Source organism: Ensifer sp. EB106-05-01-XG146, from assembly GCF_058791875.1.
The window spans coordinates 733810-756089 of the sequence record NZ_JBYTDX010000001.1 but is presented as its reverse complement, the minus strand read 5'-3'; the positions used below and the strand labels follow the sequence as shown (position 1 = coordinate 756089).

Below are 22280 nucleotides of genomic sequence, written 5' to 3'. Positions count from 1 at the left end.
GGCGCGAGCGTGCACTAAATGCGTCAGAGCGCGCCGATTTCCTTGAGCTTCTTCAGCACCTGGGGATTGGGTTCGCCGGTCTGTGGCAGGCGGTAGTGCTTTTCGAAGTGGCGAATGGCTGCCCGCGTCTGTTCTCCGGCAACACCGTCGACCGCCACGTCCGCATAGGCAAGGTTGCTGAGACCCTTCTGGATGTTCAGCACCAGTTCGCTCGATACCGGAATTTCCGCACGCGGAACGAAGGTGCTTTCCTTCTCGGCCGAGCGGATGGCCGCAGCGACCGGATCGATTTCCACGCCCCCGCCCTTCGTTTCGGAAAGCGGCCGTCCAGCCGGAACCGCGGCGGCCTTTTCAGCCGGTGCAGACTTCAAGGCCTGCAGCAGCTCGACGCTCGCCGCGCCGGTTCCCGTGCGACCCGCTCGCTCCTCGAACCGCAGGATCGCTGCTGCCGTGCGCGGACCGCTCCGTCCGTCCGGCGCGCCGTCATAAAGGCCGATCCGGCCCAATTCCTTCTGGATCTCGGAGACAAGCTTCGACTGCGCCGGATCCGGCACGCTCGCGACCCGTTCGGGCGACGGCTTTTCCGACGCCACGTCCGCGGAGGCAGACGCGATCACATCCTCGACGTTTTCAGCCTTTGCCTCACCCTCGCGCTCGATAACGAAGGTGGTCACCTTTCGCGGCTCGATCTCCTCGCCCTTGGCGATGGCGATTCGCTGCGCCGTTTCGGCGCTGACGAGCGGGACGCGGGTGCGCAACAGCGGCGACGGGTGCGTGCCGTGCTGATACCACATGGCATTGGCCGCAACGAAGGAGAACACGACGAGGAAGGCGGCCGAGCCACCGGACACCAACGGATGGCGCGCCATCAGACGACCGGCAAGCCCAGCACCCCGTCCGGCAAGGACCAGCCCGCGCACGGCCAGGCCGGGCGTTTGCCGCGCAGCCTTTTTCCGGTCAGGCTGTTTTCGCTTGCGCGGTGCCATATCCCCGTTCCTCGTTCAAGCTTTTCCCCTCGAACCGCCCCCCTTCGGCGGCCGGGGCGACATCACAATCCTTCAGGCGCGGCGGAAATTCCACCGTCACCGGCGTACGCGCTTCTTCCTGCTCCGCGCAGGCGATACCGGAGCCATCACGCGGCAGCGTGACGACGATGACGGTACCCTCGCCTTCGCGGCTACGGATGGAAAGCTCTCCGCCGTGCAACGCAACCAGACCCTTGACCAGCGAGAGGCCAAGGCCGGTGCCTTCGTAGCGGCGAGTATAATCGTTCTGGATCTGGACAAAAGGTTGACCAAGCAGCGCCAGCTTGTCGGCCGCAATCCCGATGCCGGTATCGCTGACGGAAAGCTTCAGCATCGCGCCGTCGGCCTCCGCATCGATCGTGACGACGCCGCCCTGATCGGTGAACTTGATGGCATTGCCGACCAGATTGATGAGGATCTGCTGGAAGGCGCGCTGGTCTGCGTTGATCTCGCCGATGCCGCGGGTGATGCGGCTTGCAAGCTTCACGCCCTTTTCCGTGGCCTGGTGCGACAACATCGCCTCGCAGGCGGAAACGGCTTCGGCCACACCGAAGGGCTCGGGCATCAGCTCGTAGCGACCGGCTTCGATCTTGCTCATGTCGAGCATGGTGTTGACGACGGAAAGCAGGTGCTCGCCGGACTTATGGATCAGGCCCACATATTCGCGCTGGCGATCGTTCTCGAGCTTGCCGAAATACTCGCCGGCAAGCACGTCGGAAAAGCCGAGAATGGCATTGAGCGGCGTGCGCAGTTCATGGCTGACGGCGGCAAGGAAGCGCGTCTTGGCATCGTTTGCCGATACCGCCTCGGCTGTTCTGGCCGCAGCTTCGGCGCGCAGGCCCGCTTCTTGCGAGACATCACGCGACTGAGCGAGGATCGCGACCAGCCGGCCATTGTCGTCGCGCAGCGGCGCCAGCTCACAGGACATATAGACAAACTGTTCGCCTTCGATCGGCAGCGTGCGCCGCTCGATGCGGATGTCGACCGTCGCCCGGTCGCCGCCCTGGCGAAGAATGTCGATCGCGCTCAGGAAGGTGATGCGATCGGATATGTGGATCTGCTCGATGAAACCCCGGCCCGCTGGATCGCGCATCAGGGTCAGATGCTCGGCCGCGTCGCGGCCGTGCACGGAAAGCACGTTGCCGCGCAGATCATGCACAGTCACCAGACCCGCAAAGAGGTCATAGGCGGCAGACAGATCCGGAACGACCGGCTCCAATGGCGGTGCCACATCTTCCGGCGCGCGGCCGCGAACAATCGCGCCGGCAGCCGCAAGCAGCGAGGCCGAGGCCCAAAGAGCGGTGCCCAAAGGAAGAGCCGAAGACACGGGCATGGCGAGCGACAGGGCAAGCGGCACCACCGGCAGGGCCGTCAGGGAAACCGCTGCCAGCGTGCGCAAACGCTTCGCATGGCGGAGATCGGCCGGCGAAGACGCCTCACGACGGGGAAGCCACAGGGCCGCGACCTCGTCCACACGGGACGTCCATCTGCCAGCCATGTTACGCAATACGCTCACGCTTTACCCTGCTACATTTGTTGTTCTTGCGAGGCCGACGCTCTCTGTTTTCACGACCCTTTGGATCGAGACTCAAGCCGCCTCGTGACATGTCGGAATCTCGCACCCCCGGCTTAATGAAAGAATAAACGCGGCCGTGCCGGAACCGTGCGAAACGGTCGAAAAATCCCGTTTTGAGCCAAATCGGGCGACCTTCATTTCTTGTGGTTAATGGGGCGTAAGCAACGGATTTCTGTGCATTTTCTGCACTGTGTTAACGATTGTGGCGCGGCTTTTGGCGTGCGATTGCCGCTGCGTTCGGGGTTGCCGCGCCCGGCTCTGCCACGAACCTTAACGGCGAACGCTAAAATGCGACACAAATGCCCTGCAAATCGCCGGACACCGGCATTTCATTAAAATTTGAAGCAAATGCCGCTCGATTTCGAAAAGCCGTCTTGTGATTCCCGCCGTAATGTCGATCTCAACAAGGGGCCGGGCACCAAGAGAACGCCGGCAGGCTCCAAGGATTAGAAGGTGGCGTGAACGGGTATCAGGGGATACCACGGCGCTGCGGGATGTCGAAGGTGCAAAAGCCGGCTACAAGACTGGCGGGCCGCGGCAGCCGAACGAAGGATGGGCAGAACATGTGGTTTCTCATCAAGGCGACATTCTGGTTTTCGCTGGTACTGGTGTTGCTGCCGTTCCTCGACCCTTCGAGCGCGCAGAAACTCGAACACGCCCCGAAAGTAGAACTCGGCGACACCTTCTCTGCTGCCAATGAGGCGTTCCAATACATCAGCGCCATCTGCATCCAGAAGCCGGATGTCTGCCAGAAGGGTGCCGAAACCTTCGTTGCCCTCGGCCACCGAGCCCGCGAAGGCGCCCGCATCGCCTACGAATTCCTCGACACACAGTTTGCCGAAACCGATGCCACGACGCCGGATGCCAAGGTGACGACCGGTACGGTCACGCCGGCTGCCGACGTGGCAGCTCCGGCGACCGAGGTCAGCACCCTCGACGCCGAACCGGTCTTCAAGCGCACCCCGGTTCCGGAAAAGCGCCTCGACCCCAAGGCTGCCGTTATCCAGTGACCGCGCCGCATCCTGCACATTCCTGACTTACTGCCTGACTTGCCGTCCCGTTGCGGCCGCCGCGAGGATCCCATCCCCTCGCGGCGTTTTCTTTTTTGCACCCGCAACCGCTGATTTTCTCGCCGCACAGCCACACGCAAGCCCTGCCTGCTTAGGTCCGCCGCACCGACGGCTGGAGGCAGACAATGCAGATTTATGGGCTTTTCTCGAACGCCAGCGTGACACGCCCGGCGGCGTCCGGCGCCGCCCCCGGCGCAGTTGGCGAAAGCAAGAGCCCTGCCTCGACCGCCCTGCTTCTTGGCCGCGATGACGAAAGTGCTGCGAACCGCGCCGCTGCCGCTAAAAAGAAGCTCGACGAAGTCAAGGAGCAGCTCCGCATGCTCCGGTTCTTCGCATCGGACCCGGAAACGCTTGCAAGGCTCGCCAAGCAGCTTGCACAACAGCTCGGCACGGCCGCCCAACAGCTGGCCGGCGCCGGCGGCGGGGGAGCGGCAAGCGGCGTCGCATCCGCCTCGGCCGCAGCCGTGCTTGCCGATGCCGGCACCGTGCAAGCAGATGCGTCCAGCGCGCAAACCGATGCCCCCGTGACCGGCGGTGAGGCTGAGCCCTCTTCGGAACGGACAAGCTTTGCCGAGCGTGCCTATCGCGAATTCGGCGGGGATGACGGCGGCTCCGATCCCCTGGCGAAGGTGGCAGCCGAACTCAAATCCGTTGCCGAACAAGTGAAGCAACTGCTGCGCAAGGCGGAGCAGGAATTACGCGCCAAGGGATCCGGCCGCGATGCGGATGAGGCCCGGACCGCCGGCCAGTCGCTTTCGGCCGCCACCGGCAATATCGAGGGCGCTGGCGGCAACGTGACCTTTTCAATCAGTATCCCGACAAGCATCTCGGTCTGACCAAGAGATAGGTGCTCCGCATCCGTCGTATATTTGCCGGTTCTCAATGGCTCTGCCATCGCCTATATGAAGGCTGAAAGCTCGAGCGCGTGAAAGCGGCGGGCAAGAACAGGAATGAAAGTGTTCGCGGCAAGGACCGGCGAGCCTATAATCTCCCGACGAATGGACCGGACCATGACGACGCTCGACCAGATCATCGACGATTTCGCCTTTCTTGAAGAATGGGAGGATCGCTATCGCTATGTGATCGAGCTCGGCAAAGCGCTGCCGGAAATGCCCGAGGCCAAGCGCACGCAGGAAAACAAGGTTCAGGGTTGTGCCAGCCAAGTCTGGCTCGTCACCAATGCGGCCGGCAATCCCGAGGATCCCGTCCTTAATTTCGAGGGCGAGTCCGACGCCCATATCGTGCGCGGGCTCGTCGCCATCGTGCTTGCCATCTACTCCGGCAAACATGCCTCCGACATCGCCCGTATCGATGCGATCGACACCTTCGGCAAGATCGGCCTGATCGAGCATCTGTCGACCCAGCGCGCCAACGGTCTGCGCTCGATGATCCGCCGCATCAAGAACGAGGCGGAGCTTCGCCTGGCGGCTTGAACAGCGCGGGGCCGGACGCACGACCTTCTCCATTGCCATCGAAACACAAAGGCCGGACACTCTGGTCCGGCCTTTGTGAACATGCCCATATCCGTCATGCGCGGGGCAATTGGGCCCGCGGGACGACCAGTCTTACTTGCCGCGACGCTTGCGGCGCTGGCCGAGACCCATTTCCTTGGCGAGGCGCGAACGTGCTTCCGCATAGGCGGGCGCGACCATCGGGTAATCGGTCGGCAGGTCCCACTTCTCGCGGTATTCTTCCGGCGACAGATTGTGGTGGGTCATCAGGTGGCGCTTCAGCGACTTGAAGGTGCCGCCGCATTCGAGGCAGGTGATCTGGTCGTCCTGAACGGACTTGCGGACCGATACGGCCGGCTTCGGCTTTTCGACGGGGATGACGACCGGCGCGGGAGCCGCCGTGTTGTTCAGCGCCGAATGCACATCTGCGATCAGCGTGGAAAGCTCGGCGACCGGAACCACATGATTGCTGACGTAAGCGGCAACGATTTCCGCCGTCAGCTCAACCAGAAGTTCATGGCTCGCGCCAAGCGCTGTTTCAGTCATTTCTTTCTCCTATCGGACTTAAGCACAACCCGAAACGGCGTTTCGGGGGAGGAACGCTTGCAAGAGCCGTCAGGAAGCCTTGGCTGCCTTGGGATGGACCATCAACGCGGCAAGGAGAAACACCGGCCGCGATATCAAGAGCTGGAATTTGATTACAAAACCTGCTGCCGAGTCACCGGTGACGACCGAACTCTCAAAGCAACAATCAGCATTCACAACTCAAGCTGGAATTTCAGATCAAAGTATTTTCCACGACGACACTTTACATTTACTCGATTAACATCGATGCGCGAAAAATCCAAACATAAATTTAGCGACACTTAGCAAGTTTATCTCCAAATTGCTAAAATGGCCACACTCGATCGTAATGTTCTGAAATACAGTTTCAGAACTGTCGTCGATCAGTCGCGACGCGGCTCTTCCTTTTGCGGAAGCTGATCTATGACAGACAGCTTTGTCAGTCTGTAACCTACCTGATGTGCGGCTTTTGCCAGGAGATGAGCCGAGATCGGCGCAGACAGAACGAAGAAAAAGAAGCCTGCGAGCGCGCGAATCAAGATGGCTGGATCGAGAGAATGCACGCCTGCGCCCAGAAGCAACAGGCCCGATCCGATCGTGCCGGCCTTGGAGGCCGCATGCATGCGCGTATAGAGATCGGGGAAACGGATGATGCCGATCGCCGCCAGCAGCGAAAAGATCGCGCCGACAACCAACAGAACGGCGACCAGCAGGGTGACGGCAATCTCGAGGACCGGGCTCATCGGCGCGCCCCCTTGCGCTTGCGCTGCGTCGATTTGCCTCTCGTCGCCGACGCGCGTTTGACCTGCACTCCGCCCCCTTCGACAGCCGCCCTCTCCGGCGAGAGGCCGCGCGCGAGGACGAAGCGGGCGAAGGCGACCGTTGCCAGGAAACCGACAAGGCCGAGCGCGATGGCAATGTCGATGTAAAGGTTGAAGCCGGTGCGTATGGCGACGACGGCGATGAGGCCGATGGCGATCGCCACCAGCATATCGAGGCCGAGCACCCGATCCGGCAATGTCGGGCCGCGGATGATGCGCCAGACCGTTATCAGAAGCGCTGCGGACAGGACGACAAAGGCAAAGCCGGTGGGAAGGGCGAGGATCTGCGCCGACAGGGTCATTCGAAGGCCTCCTTGATCCGGCGCTCGAAGCCATTGGCGATATCGCGCCTGAGGCCGCCCGGATCGGCGCAGTCGAGCGCATGAACATAGAGCGTGCGGCGGTCGTCGGAGACGTCGACCGACAGCGTTCCCGGCGTCAGCGTGATGAGATTGGCCAGCAGCGCGATTTCGAAGTCGCTCTTGACCGTCAGCGGATAGGCGAAGATGCCGGGCTTCAACACCATCTTCGGCTGAATGACCAGCAAGGCGACCTTGGTCGCCGAAATTGCCAGTTCCTTGAAGAACAGCGCCGTCAGCAGGAAAAGCTTGATCGGGCGCACAGGGTAGGCAACCGGCTGAAGCTCGCGCCGGATGAGAAAGAGCGACAGTGCTCCGACGGCAAAACCGAGGATCAGGTTGGCCGGCGAGAAGCTGGCGCTGATGGCGCCCCAGATCGCCGTGAACACGAGATTGATGGTCAGGAACTTGGTCACGGGGCACCTCCCGGGAAGACCGAGTCCAGGTAGGCCGACGGCTCGGAAAGGCCCGCCGCTGCACTCTGAACCATGGCAAGCAACGGCTCCGGATAAAGACCGATCGCGAGCGCCAGCACAGTCAAGGCTGCAAGCGGCAGAAGTGCCGCCGGCGCGATCGTCGCAGACGCAGCGCCGCCCTCACCAGAGGCCGCATCACGCCAATAGGCGAGCAGGAAGAAGCGGCCGGTGACGATGGTCGTCAGGAAGCCGGTCAGAAGCAGGACGGCCGCCAGCCACCAGGCGCCGATATCGAGCGCCGCCTTGACCAGCATCACCTTGGGCCAGAAGCCGGAGAACGGCGGCAGGCCGGAGACGGCGAAGGCAAGCATGAGCGTCAGCGCCGCGAAACCGGCATGGCGGCGATAGAGGCCCGCCAGAGAGACAAGCGAGAAGCTGCCGCCGAGCCTCGCCGCGACACCGGACGCGAGATAAAGCGCGGTCATGACGAGCATCGAATGCAGCGCGTAGAAGATCGCGCCGCCGATGCCGCCCGGGCCGCCGACGGCGACACCCGCAAGGATCGAGCCGATGCCGGAGACGACGAGATAGCCGAGCATGCGGCGGAAATCCGTCTGCGCCAACGCGCCCAGAACGCCGACGAGCATCGTCAGCGCGCCGGCAATGGCGATGACGAAGCTCAGTTCTTCGCGCTCGACCGGCAGCAGCATGACGGTAACGCGGATCAAGGCGTAGATCCCGACCTTGGTAAGCAGACCGGCAAAGAGCGCCGACACGACCACGCGCGGCGTATGATAGGACGCCGGCAGCCAGAAGTTCACCGGAAAGGCAGCAGCCTTCATGCCGAAGGCAAGCACGAACAGCGCCGTCAGCGTCATCAGCGGCGCCGTACCCGCGAGCCCCTCGGCCTTGCGGGCAATATCGGCCATGTTGAGCGTGCCGAAGCTCGCATAGAGATAGCCGGTCGTGATCAGGAACAGGGTCGTCGCGACCAGGTTGAGGAAGCCGTATTTCACCGCTCCGTCGATCTGTTCGCGTTCGGAGCCGAGCACGATCAGGCCGAAGGACGAGATCAGCAACACCTCGAACCAGACATAGAGATTGAAGATATCGCCGGTCAGAAAGGCGCCGGAGACGCCGGCCATCAGCAGCATCAGGAACGGATAGAAGCCGTAGCGCCGACCGCTGTCGTTGATGTCGGCGAGCGAATAGACGCCGCCGGCAAGCGCCACGACGGAGGCCGTCAAAGCAAAGAGCGCGCCGGTCAGGTCGACGGTGAAGGCGATGCCGAAAGGCGGCAGCCAGCGCCCCATGACCATCGTTACCGGTCCGCTTGCAAGGACATGGCGAAGTAGGAGCGCGTCGATGATGACGAGCCCGGCCAGGCCGGCAACCGCGATGTAGGGATGCCAATCAATTTTCCGGCGCAGCATCACGAGCAGGGCGCCGATTGCGAGGCACCAGGCAACTGGCAGGATCACCAGCCAGTCGGCAGACGCGACGGGCTCGAGCACGAGCGCGGCGGAGAGATCTGCGGGGGGAGAGGTTGTAGCGGCCATGGGTCGGTCAGTATCCAAGCGGCGCAGCCGGCTCGTCCTTCGGCTCGGCAACGCGCATCTCGTCGGTATTGTCGGTTTGCAGCTGCTCGTATGCCCGCCACGCAAGAACCAGCAGGAACGCGAAAAAGGAGAAGGAGATGACGATCGCCGTCAGGATCAGCGCCTGCGGCAGGGCGTTGGCGGCGGGGCCGACGAGCGCATCCTTGTGGCTGGGAACGACCGGCGGGATGCCACGCGTGAGCCTGCCACCGGTAAAGATCAGGAGGTTGACGGCATTTCCGAGGATGGCAACGCCAAGCAGCACCCGGATGACATACTTCGACAGGAGCAGATAGACGGCGACCGTGAAGAAGATGCCGACGAGCAGAGCGAACCAGGCTTCCATCATTCGCCTCCCCGCTCTTCGAGCGAAAGCGCAATCGAACTGATCGCGCCGACGACCACGAGATAAACGCCGCAATCAAACAGCATCACCGTCGAGAGCGGTACTTCCAGGCCGAGCACCGAGGGATAGACCCACAGGCCGGTCATGAAGGGAACGCGGGCGGCGATCGAGATCAGGCCGGCGACCGTCGCGGCCAGGAGGCCTGCCCCGGCAATCGCCATCGGGTGGAAATAGATCGCACGGCGCACCGTCTCGACACCGCAGGCGATGCCGTAGATCGCCAGCGCCGACACCGCGATCAAGCCGCCGATGAAACCGCCGCCCGGCTCGTTGTGGCCGCGCAACAGGACGAAGATCGAAAACAGCACCATGAGGCTCGTCAGGAACGGCGCGACGGCGCGGAAAATCACCGACTTCATGCGCGTTCCTCCGCATCCGGATCGTTATCGGCGACGCGCCGCAGCGAACCCGCCCTCAAGCGAACCAAGGACAGGATCGCAAGACCCGTGACCATCACCACTGCGATCTCGCCCAGCGTGTCCGTGCCGCGGAAATCGACGATGATGACGTTCACCACATTGGCGCCGTGGGCGATCGACTTCGAGTAGAGATTGAAGAAGTCGGTGAGCGTCGCATCGAAGGGTACACCCGTCACCTTCAACAGCATCAGCCCGAAGCCGAGACCGCAGGCAAGGGCGATCGCGACATCCGGGATTTTTTGCGCAAGCGGACGATGGTCCGACGGCGACAACCGGAGCCGCGTCATCACAAGCGCAAGGACGACGACCGAAAGCGTCTCGATCATGAACTGGGTGAAGGCCAGATCCGGCGCGCCATAGAGCAGGAAGATGACCGCGACGGCAAAGCCCTGGATGCCGAGCGAAACGATGGCGGTCAACCGGTCGGCAGCAAGCACCACCGCGATGAGGCCGATGACCGCGATCGCCATGATCGCCAATTCATGCAGCGGCACGTCGGCGGCAAAGAGCGGCGGGCGCGGGAACTCGCCATAGGCGATCGGCACGACCAAAAGCACGAAGGCAATGAGGATGAAGGTCGCGGTCATGTAGACTTCGAGGCGCCCGGATTGCAGCCGGCGGGTCAGTGCGACGGAGAAACGAACGAGCTCGCGGATGAACTGGTCGAAGCCACGATCCGGACCCCAGCCGATATCGGCAAGGATCGTCGCCATGAAGGCACGCACACGGTCTAGCTTCAGATAAAAGCCGATGCCGATGACTGCGGTCACGATCGACATGATCAAGGGCAAGCCGACGTGAGGAACGACCGAAATCGTGACCGCACGGGGTTCGCCCGCGATCGCCGACGCCATCGGCGTCGATACCAGTTCATGCGTCAGTCCGGAAAGCAGCGCCGCGGAGAGCCCCTTGGCGGCAAGCAGCGCCGGCCCGAGCCAGAGCAAGATCGGAGCCTCGTGGGCCGCCTTCGGCGTCTCGATCTTTGCACCGACGAACGGCTTGAGCGCGACGGCAAAGGCCACCGCGAACATCAGTGCATTGCCGAGGATCGCAATCGCGGCAAAGACCAGGGAACGGCGATCGAAGCCTGAGAGTGCGTAGTAGATCTCCTCCTTGGCGATGAAGCCGAAGAAGGGAAACAGCCCGCCCATCGAGAATGCCGCGGCAAGCGCTATGACGAAGGTGAGCGGCATGGCGGAGCGAAGCCCCCCGAGCCTCGTCACGTCGCGCGTGCCGGTCTCGTGGTCGATGATGCCGGCGACCATGAACAGGGCGCCTTTGAACAGCGAATGGGCGACAAGATAGAGCACCGCCGCTTCGATCGCGTGGGGTGCGCCAAGCCCTGTCAGCATGACCAGCAGGCCGAGGGACGCCATCGTCGTGTAGGCGAGCATCAGCTTCAGGTCAGTCTGGCGGCAAGCGAGCGCCGCGCCGATGACGAGTGTGGCGCCGCCGAAGAGCGGCAAAAGGATCTGCCATTCGGGTGTGCCGCCGAGCACCGGGTTCAGCCGCATCAGCAGATAGACACCGGCCTTCACCATGGTCGCCGAATGCAGATAGGCCGAGACGGGCGTCGGGGCTTCCATCGCGTTCGGCAGCCAGAAATGGAAGGGGAACTGGGCCGACTTGGTAAAGGCGCCGCCAAGTACCAGGAGCAGCGCCGCCAGATAGAACGGGCTTTCGCGCATCTCCGACCCGAAGGCAGACAGCAGCGAGAGCTGGGTGACGCCGCTGACATTCCAGATGATCAGCAGTCCGGCAAGCAGGAACAGGCCCCCGCCTCCGGTTACGACCAGCGCCTGCAGGGCTGCGCGCCTTGCCGCCTCGCGCGAATGATCGAAGCCGATCAGCAGGAACGAGGTGATCGAGGTCAGTTCCCAGAACACAAAGAGCATCAGGAAGCTGTCGGAGACGACGACCCCGAGCATCGAGCCCATGAACATCAGGATGAAGGAAAAGAACCGCCCCTGCTGCGGGTGGCCTTTCAGATAGCCGCCGGAATAGAGCACGATCAGCGCGCCGATGCCGGCAATCAGCAGGACGAATGTGAGCGACAGGCCGTCGATCAGCCAGGAAAAGCTGACGTTGAACGAGGGTATCCAGGCATAGCCGCCCGTAACCACCTCGCCCTTGGCGACTTCCGGCCAAAAACGGATAAAGTGCAGCACGATCGCCAAGGGAAACAGCGCAAGCACCCAGGCGGCGTTGTGCCCGAGAAGACGTGTCAGAAGCGGCGCGAGCAATGCCGCGACGAAAGGCAGTGCGAGGGCCAGAAATGTCAGGGCCGCAACATCCATCGTCCTGGCCTGCTCCTTTTATTTCATCGTATGATCGATCGGACTCCCGACATAAAAGAAGGGTGTTGGGGTCTCAAGCCTTATCCGGATAAAATCGGCGTTATATATCCGTCAGTTCGGCCGGACGAACCGAAGCGGAGGCCTTGCATTACCAGATTCGCGCGATTTACGCGGTGTCCGCCAACAACAATTAAAATGCTGTTAGCAAAATATTCATCGGGCGGCGGGGGATAGATCGAACGTTCTGGAAACGGAACTGCAAGACGTGATAGTTGTATTTGCAGACTTTCTCAATTCAGAGCGAACCGACCACAAGCCTCCGCCGGCAGACCTTGCAACGGCTCAGAAGCGGTTGCCCGCTTCAGTATCGATAACGACAGGCACGGAACAGAACATCACTATCTCGAATAGGGCGGGACCCGCTTGGAACGATCTCGCATAGTCGTCATCGCCAGTATCCTGGCCGCCCTCGGCGCGATCCTGCCGATGCTTGCGGCCTACTATCTTTCCTGGTCGATCGCCGTGCGCGGCGAACAGGCCCGGCTCGCCCGCCTGGCCGACTATGCCATCATGCGCGCAGACGCCGCGCTCGGAGAAGCGTCCCGGGCGCTGAAGACGGCCGACCGGTTCGACATGCCGCCATGCATGGCCACGCATATCGCAGCCTTGCGCTCCCTCGTCGTCAACACGACCGCCATCGAGGATATCGGCTACTTCGAGAACGGGTTGCTCAGATGCACCTCGTGGGGTTACCCGCCGCGTCGGCTCACCCGCTCGCCGCCTGCCGATTTCTTTGCGAGCAACGGCGTCGAAGTCATCCCGCGGATGTATCCGACAATCAGCACCGGCGCGCCCATGACGGCGTTCCGGTATCGCTCCTACACGGTGCTGACCAACCCGGTCCGGTTCGTCGACGTGATCGCCGAGCCCGGCACCCGGCTTGCTGTCGCCACCAAAAACGGCGTGCTGGTCAGCACCCTCAACGATCCTGACCCGTCGCTGACGGAACGGCTCGCCGATCTTCCGAAGACCGGCAGCAATGCCGAGGACCTGTTTGCAACATCACGGGACGCCGACTGGATCGCCGTTGCCACTGCGCCCAGCATCGCCATTCTCAGCGACATGGATCGGGAACGCCTGCTGCTCCTGCCAGTCGGGGCGCTGGTCGCGGCGCTGATGGTCGGGCTTGTCGTCTGGCTATCCCGGCGTCGTCTGTCGCCGCTTGGCGAGCTTTCGATTGCCGTGCAGCGGCGCGAGTTCATTGTGCACTACCAGCCGCTGATCGAGCTCAAGAGCGGCATCTGCGTCGGCGCGGAGGCGTTGGTGCGATGGCGGCGCCCCGATGGGCAGATGGTCCGGCCAGATCTCTTCATCCCTCTTGCGGAAGAAAACGGACTGATCGAGGAAATCACCGATCAGGTCCTCATTGCGATGATCGCCGAATTGAAGAGCGTGCTCGTCGCCGACCGCTCGCTGCACATCGCGATCAACCTCGCCGCCGACGACCTGAAATCCGGACGCATCCTGCCGGTAATGGAGGCGGCGCTTCGAAACACCGGCGTGCTTACAGAACAGATCTGGCTGGAGGCAACCGAACGCGGCTTCATGGACGTCAAATCCGCCCGGGCGACGATCGAGGAGGCGCGCCGGCGTGGCCACTCCGTGGCTATCGACGACTTCGGCACCGGCTATTCGAGCCTGCAATACCTGCAGGAGCTACCGCTCGATGCGCTGAAGATCGACAAGTCGTTCATCGATACGGTCGGCACCGATTCGGCCACCAGCTCGATCACGCCGCATATCATCGACATCGCCAATTCGCTCGATCTCTACATCGTTGCCGAGGGGATCGAGCGGCAGGAACAGGCCGACTATCTCATTGGGCGCGGCGTGCAATACGGCCAGGGCTGGCTGTTCTCCAAGGCGCTGCCGGCGGCCGAGTTCATTGCCTTCTACAATGACAGCAAACGCAGGCTCGGGGCCGGGCCGGCGGTGATCCGCCGCGAAATCGCTTGAGGCCCTTCACGCGGACGCGGCCTGGTGATGTTTGCGCGCGCGGTCCTGCATTCCTATATAGTCGCGGCAACGACAGGAGACGTTCATGACGACCGTAAAGACGCCGAAAGTGGTGAAAACCGATGCGGAATGGCGGGCACAGCTCTCGCCGGAGCAGTATCGCATCACGCGACAGCAGGGCACCGAGCGTCCGTTCACTGGTCCGTTCCTCAACAACAAACAGACGGGCACCTACGAATGCGTCTGTTGCGGCCGGGCGTTGTTCCGCTCCGACACCAAGTTCGATTCCGGGTGCGGTTGGCCGAGCTACTTCGCCGCGGTCGACGATCAGGCGATCCGCGAGATCGAGGACCGCTCCCACTTCATGGTGCGCACGGAAATCCGCTGCGCCGATTGCGATGCGCATCTCGGCCACGTCTTTCCCGACGGCCCGCCGCCGACGGGGCTGCGCTACTGCCTGAACGGCCATGCGATGACGTTTACCGAGGATTGACACCGGGGCGCGGAAGGAGTGGCATGGGATGCTGTTCCGCCGGGAACGGTCCCATGGCGCCAGCCGCGCTAGAAGCTATAGATCGAGCAAGCGAGAGGAGGTCCGCATGCTACGCATCCTGACAGCACTCGCATTGCTGCTTCCCTCCGCCCTCACAGCGGCGGCGGCCGAAGACTGGGTTCCCTACGCCAACGCCCGCTTTGGCTACGTGCTCGACATTCCTCCCGGTTTCGAGCTGCAGAGCCAGGGCGACAATGGCGATGGCGCGAGTTTTCACGCCAACGACAACGGCGCGACCCTTTCGGTCTTTGGCAGCACGCTCATGGACGGTGACTTCGAGACCGACGTCAACGACCGCATGGGCTACGAGCGGGAGGGTGACTGGCGGATTTCCTATTCGCGTGTGACGGCCGCCTGGGCGAGTTTCTCGGGCGCGCGCGGTGACGAAGTGTTCTATACCCGGGCGATCGCGCTCTGTGACGGCAGCGCCGCCTATTTCCGCCTGCAGTACCGCAAGACCCGGCTCACCAGCTTCGATGGCGTGATTTCGCGCATGGCAGAGGCGCTGAGACCTTCAGAAGGTTGCCAGCATCCACCGGTCGCCGCGGCCGCCGGCGAAGCGCCAAACTGATCGCCGCTCAGGACGCGGCGCTGAAACAGGTCAGCACGGCCGAATAGTGTACCGCCGCTCCGGTTACGACGAAGCCATGCCAGATGGCGTTCTGGAAGCGCAGCTTTTCCCACACATGGAAGATCACGCCGGCAGAATAGATGATGCCGCCGATCAGGATCAGCACGAGCGTCGTTGCCGTCAGCGCCGACAGCAGCGGGCCGACCGCGAGCACGCCGCTCCATCCCATGGCGAGATAGAGCAGGATCGCCAGCCGGTCGAAGCGGCCCGGGAAGAAGCACTTGATGGCGACGCCCAGGCCGGCGATCGCCCAGATGCCGATCAGCATCACGAACAGGAAGGGATCATCGAGGCCGCGCTGCAGGAAGGGCGTATAGGTCGCGGCGATCAGTACGAAGATCGAGGAGTGGTCGAAGCGGCGCAGGAACCACTTGGTGCGCGAAACCGGATAGAGGTTGTAAAGAAACGAGATCGAGAGCGTCGCGAGCAGTCCCGCGCCATAGACGGCGGCGGCGGCAAGCTGGCCGGTCGTGCTCCACAGCGTTGCGTAGAAGATCAGCGCGGTCACGCCAACCAAGGCAGCCGCCAGGCCGATGCCGTGAACGATGCCGTCGGCAATCAGTTCCGAACGGTCATAGTTCCATTTGACGCCTGCGAATTCCACGTCTTCCCTCTCCCCGAGCCTTTTCTTCTCCGGCGGCGCGCATGCCCCATCGCACCGCAACGTTTCCACCATCCTGCCACAAGGCCGCGCCGCGGCAAAGAAGCAGGGACGTGGCAAAAGCATCAACTTTTGCAACGCATTACAACAATCGCATGACCGGTCTGAGAAGTTTGACGGGAGACTTGCCGAAGGCCACGGCGATGACCACATGAACGGCCGAAGGATGCGATCGGGAGGATCATCATGTCAGTCTTGCGTAGCCCTCAGCCGGATCAGGCGGCCGCGCTCAGCGACCTCTGCGTGCGATCAAAGGCCGTTTGGGGTTATGACGCCGCCTTCCTTGAGGCATGCCGGGCGGCTTTGACGCTCACAGCCGACGACTGGATGGATTCGGAGCTTCAGGTCGCCATGGAGGGCGAGCGCATCCTCGGTCTGGCGCAGGTCCGCGGGAGCGGACAGGTGGTTGAACTGGACAAGCTGTTCATCGAGCCGGAAGCACGGGCGGCAGGCATTGGCCGGCAGCTTTTCGACTGGTGCGTCGCAGCCGCCCGCAAGCGCGGCGCAATGGTCATGACGATCGATGCGGATCCCGGCGCTGCCGACTTTTACCGCCGCATGGGGGCAATCGATGACGGGGTCGTCGCGTCGAGCGTGATCCCCGGGCGGTTCCTTCCCCGACTGAAAGTGGATTTGGGGAGCGGTCCGACCGCCTGACGTCAACGCCCGCCGCGGGCGACCTCGGCCGCGCACTCCTGACATAGTGGCGCATGAGGCACAGCCTGCAGGCGCGCCGCCGAAATCGGCAGGCCGCAGCGCACGCAGGTTCCGAAGGTGCCGGCGGCGATCCGATCGAGCGCGGCATCGATCGCACGGATCTCCTCCTGGCCCGCAAGACCAAGGCCTTCGAGAACCTCGTCCCCTTCCCGCTCGGTCACCCGGTCCGGGACATCAGCGTTCATCGGCTCATCGAGATCGTGCTCGATCCTGACCAGACGCCCCTGCAGCTCCGCCTTGCGGCGTGTCAGGCGGTCGTGAAAGTCGTCAAGCCCATGTTTGTCCATCTGAAGACTCCTTGGCGGTGGCGGCGCGAAGGTCTCGCGCCGCATGCGCTCTTGTTGTTCGTGGCTTACCGGTCGACGAGAACGGCGCAGGGGCAATGGCTGACGACCCGGCTTGCCGTCGATCCGATGAAGTAGTCGATGAGGCCCGGCCGATGGGACGCGATGATGACGAGATCGGCGTTTTCTTCGCTGGCAAGGGCGTTAATGGTGCCGGCGGCCCCGCCGGTGCGGATTTCGATGCGGCCCTTGATCCCATGCTTGGTTTTGAGCGCCTCGAGCGTCTTTAACGCCTGCTTTCGGGATTCCTCGACCATTTCCAGCGGGAAATCCACGATCATGTAGCCTTGCGCATAGGCGTTCAGATCCTCGACGACGTTCAGCAGGATAATCTCGCCCCCCTCATCGATCAGCTTTTCGGCAATGCCGAGCACGGACTCGCCGTGTTCGAGCTGATCCATGGCAATCGGGACGATGATCTTCTTGTACATGCTGTACTCCTTCTGTTGCCCACGCGGATCGCCAGGCTGTTGCCACAGGCCAATCCCTCGTCTCAAGATTGCGCCTCGACGGCATCTTCGGCTTTGATTGAAATCAAATCGAAAGCGCTGCGCGCGCATGGCCCCACTCGAAATGAGGTAGGGCGACGACAACCACTGTCAACGCGCGTCGAACACAACATCAAGTGACTGACAGGCTTCCGTGAACGAACGAGGCGGCCCATATTCCCAACAGTTTCGATGAAACTGAAACGGCGAACCGGCCGTAGCTTCGATGCCAAGGAGACAGACATGACCTCGCAGGAGACTTTCGACATGCCAACCGACCATGCGCTTGCCATGCCCGCGCATGTCGAGCATGCGCATCTGGTCGTCCAGGATCTGCCGGCCGTGTCCGCCTGGTATCAGAAGATCATGGGCCTGAGCCCGATCGAAGCGAGCAAGAGCGGCGAGACGCTGGGCGTCAATGGCCACCCGCTGCTGACCCTGACGACCGAAGGCAACGCCGCGCGGGCGCCACGCAACACGCCTGGCCTCTTCCACAACGCCTTTCTTGTTCCGAGCCGCGAAGAACTCGGCCGCTGGCTCGCCCATATCGCGCACAACAATATCAGGCTGCAGGGCGCGTCCGACCACCTGGTCAGCGAGGCGATTTACCTCGCCGATCCGGAAGGCAACGGCATCGAAGTCTATCGCGACCGGCCGCGGAGCGAATGGACGTTTAAGCCGGATGGGACCGTCGGCATGGATACGCTGCCGCTCGATCTGCAGGCGCTCTACGACGAAGCACCCAAGGACAATTGGGGCGGCATGGCGGACGGGACGGCCATCGGCCATATCCATCTGCAGGTGTCCGATATTCCTCAGGCCGATGCTTTCTTCCGCGACGTGCTGGGCCTGGGGCTGATGGCACGCTATCCCGGCGCGAGCTTCTTCGGCGCGGGCAAGTACCACCATCACGTCGCCGCCAATATCTGGAACTCGCGGGGTGCGCCGAAGCGCGAAGGCCACATGACCGGACTTTCGGATTATACGATCCAGTACAAGGAGCCGGGCGAGCTCACAGCGGCGCTCGCGAAGCTCGATACGCTGGAAATCGCTGTCAGCCGCAACGGCAATGGCCAAAGCCTCGTCGACCCCTGGGGCATCGGCCTCAAGCTCGTCGCCTGATCCTCTCTCCCAGGCCACAGGCGCCTTTGCGCCAGTGGCAAACTTGCCGGCCGCAGCCGCCTCAGGTGCTGCGGTCGTATTTTTGCTGGGCTTGCAGCACAGCCTCGATGTTCTCCTCCGCCCAGCGCGTCAGCGCCGCGACCGTCGAGGTCAGCGTGCGACCGAGCGGCGTGATCGCATATTCCACGGTCACCGGCACCGTCGCAAAGACGCTGCGGCTGACGAGCCCGTCCCGCTCCAGCTTCTTCAGGGTCTGCGACAGCACCTTCTGCGAGATGCCGTCGATCTCGCGCTTCAACTGGTTGAAGCGCACCGGCTGTTCATCGAGCTTTCCAAGCACCAGCACGGCCCATTTGTCGGCAAGCCTGTCCAGCACCAGGCGGGTCGGACAGGTCTGGATATAGACGTCGTACTCCATCGGGCACCCCATCGCGGTTTCCGAGCGGAAACCATGTCACCAAAAACTGCCTCCTTTACAGCATTTTCCCGGACCAATATCCAGTGTCCATCCGCAACATGGTTTCATTTGGATACTTAGGAGAACGGTGATGGCAGGCAAGATTCTGGTTCTTGGATCGAACGGGACGATCGGCAGCAAGGTGGTACGGGCGCTGGTCGCGCGTGGCGAAACGGTCAGGGCTGCGTCCCGAAAGGCGACAGCCGTTGATGGCGCGGAAGCCGTCGCCTTCGACTACGAGGATGCCACGACCTTTGGCCCGGCGCTCGACGGCGTCGACCGCCTGTTCGTTCTGACACCGGCGGGATATCTCGACCCGGTCGGGCTGGTCGGACCGATCATGGCCGCCGCTGCCGCGCGCGGCATCAAGGTCGTGCTGATGACCGTCATCGGCGTCGATGCGGACGACAACATCCCCTATCGCCAACTTGAGCTGCAGCTCGAGAAAACCGGAACACCCTTCGTCATCCTCCGGCCAAACTGGTTCTCCGACAATTTCCAGAGCTACTGGATCGAGGGTATCCGCCACGGCGCGATCGCGGTTCCGGCGGCCGAAGGCAAGACGAGCTTCATCGATACACGCGACATTGCCGAAAGCATCGTGGCAGCGTTGACCAGCGAAGCCTTCAACGGCCGCGCCTTCAACCTCACCGGGCCGGAAGCGCTGAGCTACGGCGAGGCGGCAGCGATCCTGTCACGCGTGACCGTTAAGCCCATCGCCTACACGCCTGTCGATGACGAGACCTTCGTCGGCGTGCTGGTCGGCGCCGGGGTGCCCGAGGACTACGCCCGCTTCCTCGCGTCGATCTTCCATCCCGTGCGCGAAGGCTGGGTGGCAAACCCTACCGGCGACGTAAAGATATTGACAGGCCACGAGCCGCGTAGCCTGGAAACCTACGCCAAGGACAATGCCGAGGCTCTCAGGGCCTGACCGAACCCGGACGATGGCCGCTCGTTCCCGCGCGGGCGGCCTGCGTCAACACGCCGCTGGATAGTTCCCAGACAACCGATCAATAAACTTGAGTATTATACTCACATATTTTAACCGCATGCCCAATCGGCCTCGCCCAAGGTCGCATTCATGCGGAGTTAATAATATGAAAAATAAGAATTTTCTTGCGGCTGCCCTGGCGAGCAGCACCCTTCTTTCGAGCCCCGCGCTGGCGGTGGATTTTCGTCCGCAGGCGGAAATCGAAGGCGGCTTCTTCAGCGGCGGGTCAGCTGCCGGCGGCGGCTTTTTCCTCCCCTTCGTGCTCGATTCGGGCGATGCGATTTTCATCGATACACGCGGGGCCATTGCCAACGATTCCGTCCGCCAGGGCTCCGTCGGCGTGGGCTATCGGTTCCGTGCCAACGACCAATGGGTCATCGGCGGCTACGGCTACTACGACTATCTGAAGAGCGACCACGGCAACGCCTTCAGCCAGCTGTCCTTCGGCTTCGAGGCGCTCAGCGGTGACCTCGAAATGCGCAGCAACTTCTATCTGCCTTTGACCGGCGCCAAGACGCTGAGCGCCTTCAATGCCGCCTATGTGCGCGACCACGTGCTCGTCCTCCAGGAAGGCAAGGAACGGGCGCGACGCGGCATCGACGCCGAAATCGGCGGGCGCCTGCCTGTCTTTGCGGAAGACTCCAACGTTCAGCTGAAGGTTTTCGGCGGCAGCTACTGGTATGGCGGCCGCAACCTCGGCGACATGTTCGGCGCCAAGCTGCGTGCGGAACTGACCTTTGCCGACTTGCCGGGCCTTTCCGAGGGATCGACCGTCTCGCTCGGCGTGACCGGCACCTATGACAACGAGGACAAGCTGAAGGGCGCCGTCATGGCACGGCTGCGCATCCCGTTCGGCGCGACCGGCTCGACCGCCGACGCCTTCGATCCGATGACCCAGCGTGTCGAGCGCGCCACCCGCATCCGCACCCATGCGGGCGCCACCGGCGATGTCGAGGCCGCGCAGCTTGCCGGCACCGGCCGTAACGCCGGCCGGGTGGTGACCGTTTCCTCGGCTTCCGGCAATGCCTCCGACATCAACGCCCTGATCGGGGCTGCCGGCGCCGACGCGCTGATCCTCGCGGACGGCAACCTCGGTCTCGACCGCACACTCGCGCTCGGCAACGGCCAGACACTCCTTGGCGGCGGCGGCGCAATTGCCGTTAGCGGCGCGCGCAGCGGCGCGACCGCAACCTTCGTCAATCAGGGTGCGGCCACCACGATCACCGGCTACAACCCGGCCCAGGACGTGATTGCCATGGCGTCGGGCAGCACCATCTCGTCGCTTTCGGTCCGCGGCGGCCTAGCCGGCATTTCGGCCACGAACGCCGCAGATGTCACCGTCGACAAGGTCGACATTGCCGCCACCAACCACGACGGCATTCGCTTCACGCGCGTTAATGGCGCACTGGTTCAGGACAGCCGCATCCACGACCTCTACATTTGCGAGAACAACACGACCTGCGAATTCTCGATCTACAACCCCAACAAGGCGCCCTATGCCGCCGTCAGCTCCGTCGGCAGCCGAAACGTGACGGTGCGCGACACTGTCATCGACAAGGTCACCTATGGGGTCTTTGCCGGCGGCGAGTTCAGGAAGGTCGGACGGACAGACTACGAACTGGTCACCGGCACGCAGAACGTCACGCTCGACAACGTGACGATCAGCAACTCCCGCCGCGAAGGCGTGCTGCTCGTCGCCGGCAAGGATGTCAGGCTCAACCGTGTAACGGTCGACAATGCCAAGCAGGACCGGGACATGGATCTCGTTGTGCTGCAGGGCACCTCCAACGTCGCGATCAACAACATGCGGCTCTTTGGCGGCATCAACGGTCTGATGCTGGTCTCGAGCCCGAACCTCGATGCGACGACCACCAACGTCAACGTCAAGGGACTGACCGTCGACGGTACCCGCAACGCCGGCATCTTCTTCAATCCCGTCTCCGGGATTTCGCTCGAGGACGTCAAGGTAACGAATGCCGGCACCTATGGCGCCTTCATCTACGGCAACGAGTTCGAGTTCCTTGGAGGACCGGTGCGCGACGTCGTGCTGAAGAACATGACCGTCGACAAAGCCGGCAAGGCGGGCCTCTACTTCTCGGGCCCGACCGAAGACATCGTCGGCAATGTCAGCGTGAGCAACACGCCGAAGGATTGCCTGCTCGACAACGGCTGGTCGGCCGGGACGATTACCCAGTCGCCGGGTTCGGTGCTGACCGTCAACGGCGTGAAGCTCGATCAGGGCAACGCCGCGGCCCGTTGCCGCTGATAACCGAAGCCACGCCCGGGCGACCGGGCGTG

The 22280-nt window shown here is 62.8% G+C and carries 24 protein-coding genes; 10 read left to right on the top strand and 14 right to left on the bottom strand.

Going from position 1 to position 22280, the window contains the following annotated elements; genetic code table 11:
• Positions 1–23: 23 nt before the first annotated feature.
• Both AC3WVQ_RS03620 and AC3WVQ_RS03615 read right to left on the bottom strand, forming a co-directional pair.
• Complete coding sequence (locus AC3WVQ_RS03620; protein WP_060584318.1) at positions 24–986, bottom strand: peptidoglycan-binding domain-containing protein; 963 nt, start codon at positions 984–986, stop codon at positions 24–26.
• Complete coding sequence (locus AC3WVQ_RS03615; protein ID WP_082572955.1) at positions 958–2523, bottom strand: sensor histidine kinase; 1566 nt, start codon at positions 2521–2523, stop codon at positions 958–960. The genes AC3WVQ_RS03620 and AC3WVQ_RS03615 overlap by 29 nt, the downstream gene beginning before the upstream one ends.
• 641 nt (positions 2524–3164) lie before the next feature.
• On the opposite strand from AC3WVQ_RS03615, the gene AC3WVQ_RS03610 reads away from it, so the two are divergent.
• From AC3WVQ_RS03610 to AC3WVQ_RS03600, 3 genes are all read left to right on the top strand, one after another.
• Positions 3165–3611, top strand: a complete 447-nt coding sequence (locus AC3WVQ_RS03610; protein ID WP_060604068.1) for a DUF5330 domain-containing protein — start codon at positions 3165–3167, stop codon at positions 3609–3611.
• A 185-nt stretch (positions 3612–3796) separates the two neighbouring features.
• On the top strand, positions 3797–4507 hold the full coding sequence (locus tag AC3WVQ_RS03605) for a hypothetical protein (RefSeq protein ID WP_090294674.1): 711 nt from the start codon (positions 3797–3799) through the stop codon (positions 4505–4507).
• A 174-nt stretch (positions 4508–4681) separates the two neighbouring features.
• Complete coding sequence (locus AC3WVQ_RS03600; RefSeq protein ID WP_034789482.1) at positions 4682–5104, top strand: SufE family protein; 423 nt, start codon at positions 4682–4684, stop codon at positions 5102–5104.
• A 132-nt stretch (positions 5105–5236) separates the two neighbouring features.
• Here the strand turns inward: AC3WVQ_RS03600 and mucR are convergent, their stop codons facing one another.
• The 8 genes from mucR to AC3WVQ_RS03560 form a co-directional block, all read right to left on the bottom strand.
• Positions 5237–5668 carry an exopolysaccharide biosynthesis transcriptional regulator MucR gene (mucR, locus tag AC3WVQ_RS03595; protein WP_034789336.1) on the bottom strand — a complete coding sequence of 144 codons (432 nt, stop codon included), beginning with the start codon at positions 5666–5668 and terminating at the stop codon, positions 5237–5239.
• 401 nt (positions 5669–6069) lie between these two features.
• A complete protein-coding gene (gene mnhG / locus AC3WVQ_RS03590) occupies positions 6070–6429 on the bottom strand; it encodes a monovalent cation/H(+) antiporter subunit G (protein ID WP_492382596.1) in 360 nt (119 codons plus the stop codon).
• Complete coding sequence (locus AC3WVQ_RS03585; RefSeq protein ID WP_090294676.1) at positions 6426–6809, bottom strand: cation:proton antiporter; 384 nt, start codon at positions 6807–6809, stop codon at positions 6426–6428. The genes mnhG and AC3WVQ_RS03585 overlap by 4 nt, the downstream gene beginning before the upstream one ends.
• On the bottom strand, positions 6806–7282 hold the full coding sequence (locus AC3WVQ_RS03580; RefSeq protein WP_034789330.1) for a Na+/H+ antiporter subunit E: 477 nt from the start codon (positions 7280–7282) through the stop codon (positions 6806–6808). Before AC3WVQ_RS03580 ends, AC3WVQ_RS03585 begins: the two co-directional genes overlap by 4 nt.
• On the bottom strand, positions 7279–8841 hold the full coding sequence (locus AC3WVQ_RS03575; protein ID WP_090294677.1) for a Na+/H+ antiporter subunit D: 1563 nt from the start codon (positions 8839–8841) through the stop codon (positions 7279–7281). Before AC3WVQ_RS03575 ends, AC3WVQ_RS03580 begins: the two co-directional genes overlap by 4 nt.
• Positions 8842–8848: 7 nt before the next feature.
• Positions 8849–9226, bottom strand: coding sequence for a Na+/H+ antiporter subunit C (locus AC3WVQ_RS03570; protein ID WP_060604062.1), 378 nt, complete (start codon positions 9224–9226; stop codon positions 8849–8851).
• Positions 9226–9645 (bottom strand): Na(+)/H(+) antiporter subunit B, encoded by a 420-nt coding sequence (locus AC3WVQ_RS03565; protein WP_034789325.1) that lies wholly within the window; start codon positions 9643–9645, stop codon positions 9226–9228. The genes AC3WVQ_RS03570 and AC3WVQ_RS03565 overlap by 1 nt, the downstream gene beginning before the upstream one ends.
• The gene (locus AC3WVQ_RS03560) at positions 9642–12002 is read right to left on the bottom strand and encodes a putative monovalent cation/H+ antiporter subunit A (RefSeq protein ID WP_090294679.1); all 2361 of its coding nucleotides are present in this window, start codon (positions 12000–12002) and stop codon (positions 9642–9644) included. The genes AC3WVQ_RS03565 and AC3WVQ_RS03560 overlap by 4 nt, the downstream gene beginning before the upstream one ends.
• A gap of 423 nt (positions 12003–12425) precedes the next feature.
• Here AC3WVQ_RS03560 and AC3WVQ_RS03555 point away from each other — a divergent pair, with 423 nt between their 5' ends.
• The 3 genes from AC3WVQ_RS03555 (at position 12426) to AC3WVQ_RS03545 (ending at position 15142) form a co-directional block, all read left to right on the top strand.
• Positions 12426–14018 (top strand): EAL domain-containing protein, encoded by a 1593-nt coding sequence (locus AC3WVQ_RS03555; RefSeq protein WP_244546711.1) that lies wholly within the window; start codon positions 12426–12428, stop codon positions 14016–14018.
• A gap of 85 nt (positions 14019–14103) precedes the next feature.
• Positions 14104–14511 carry a peptide-methionine (R)-S-oxide reductase MsrB gene (gene msrB / locus AC3WVQ_RS03550; RefSeq protein ID WP_034789321.1) on the top strand — a complete coding sequence of 136 codons (408 nt, stop codon included), beginning with the start codon at positions 14104–14106 and terminating at the stop codon, positions 14509–14511.
• Positions 14512–14617: 106 nt separating this feature from the next.
• A complete protein-coding gene (locus tag AC3WVQ_RS03545) occupies positions 14618–15142 on the top strand; it encodes a hypothetical protein (protein WP_060604052.1) in 525 nt (174 codons plus the stop codon).
• A gap of 7 nt (positions 15143–15149) precedes the next feature.
• Here the strand turns inward: AC3WVQ_RS03545 and trhA are convergent, their stop codons facing one another.
• Positions 15150–15806: a PAQR family membrane homeostasis protein TrhA gene (gene trhA / locus AC3WVQ_RS03540; protein ID WP_029742916.1), complete on the bottom strand. Its 657-nt coding sequence runs from the start codon at positions 15804–15806 to the stop codon at positions 15150–15152.
• Positions 15807–16049: 243 nt separating this feature from the next.
• On the opposite strand from trhA, the gene AC3WVQ_RS03535 reads away from it, so the two are divergent.
• On the top strand, positions 16050–16520 hold the full coding sequence (locus tag AC3WVQ_RS03535; RefSeq protein WP_090294680.1) for a GNAT family N-acetyltransferase: 471 nt from the start codon (positions 16050–16052) through the stop codon (positions 16518–16520).
• A 2-nt stretch (positions 16521–16522) separates the two neighbouring features.
• Here AC3WVQ_RS03535 and AC3WVQ_RS03530 read toward each other — a convergent pair whose 3' ends face one another.
• Complete coding sequence (locus AC3WVQ_RS03530; protein WP_029742914.1) at positions 16523–16867, bottom strand: TraR/DksA family transcriptional regulator; 345 nt, start codon at positions 16865–16867, stop codon at positions 16523–16525.
• Between the two features lie 65 nt (positions 16868–16932).
• Positions 16933–17355, bottom strand: coding sequence for a universal stress protein (locus AC3WVQ_RS03525; protein WP_029742913.1), 423 nt, complete (start codon positions 17353–17355; stop codon positions 16933–16935).
• A gap of 300 nt (positions 17356–17655) precedes the next feature.
• Here AC3WVQ_RS03525 and AC3WVQ_RS03520 point away from each other — a divergent pair, with 300 nt between their 5' ends.
• Entirely contained in the window at positions 17656–18534 is an 879-nt protein-coding gene (locus AC3WVQ_RS03520) for a VOC family protein (RefSeq protein WP_090294683.1), read from the top strand.
• Positions 18535–18595: 61 nt separating this feature from the next.
• Here AC3WVQ_RS03520 and AC3WVQ_RS03515 read toward each other — a convergent pair whose 3' ends face one another.
• A complete protein-coding gene (locus AC3WVQ_RS03515) occupies positions 18596–18964 on the bottom strand; it encodes a winged helix-turn-helix transcriptional regulator (RefSeq protein ID WP_371813560.1) in 369 nt (122 codons plus the stop codon).
• A 118-nt stretch (positions 18965–19082) separates the two neighbouring features.
• On the opposite strand from AC3WVQ_RS03515, the gene AC3WVQ_RS03510 reads away from it, so the two are divergent.
• Positions 19083–19922, top strand: coding sequence for an SDR family oxidoreductase (locus AC3WVQ_RS03510; RefSeq protein WP_110818470.1), 840 nt, complete (start codon positions 19083–19085; stop codon positions 19920–19922).
• 166 nt (positions 19923–20088) lie between these two features.
• Positions 20089–22248 (top strand): inverse autotransporter beta domain-containing protein, encoded by a 2160-nt coding sequence (locus AC3WVQ_RS03505; RefSeq protein ID WP_162731932.1) that lies wholly within the window; start codon positions 20089–20091, stop codon positions 22246–22248.
• Positions 22249–22280: the final 32 nt, after the last annotated feature.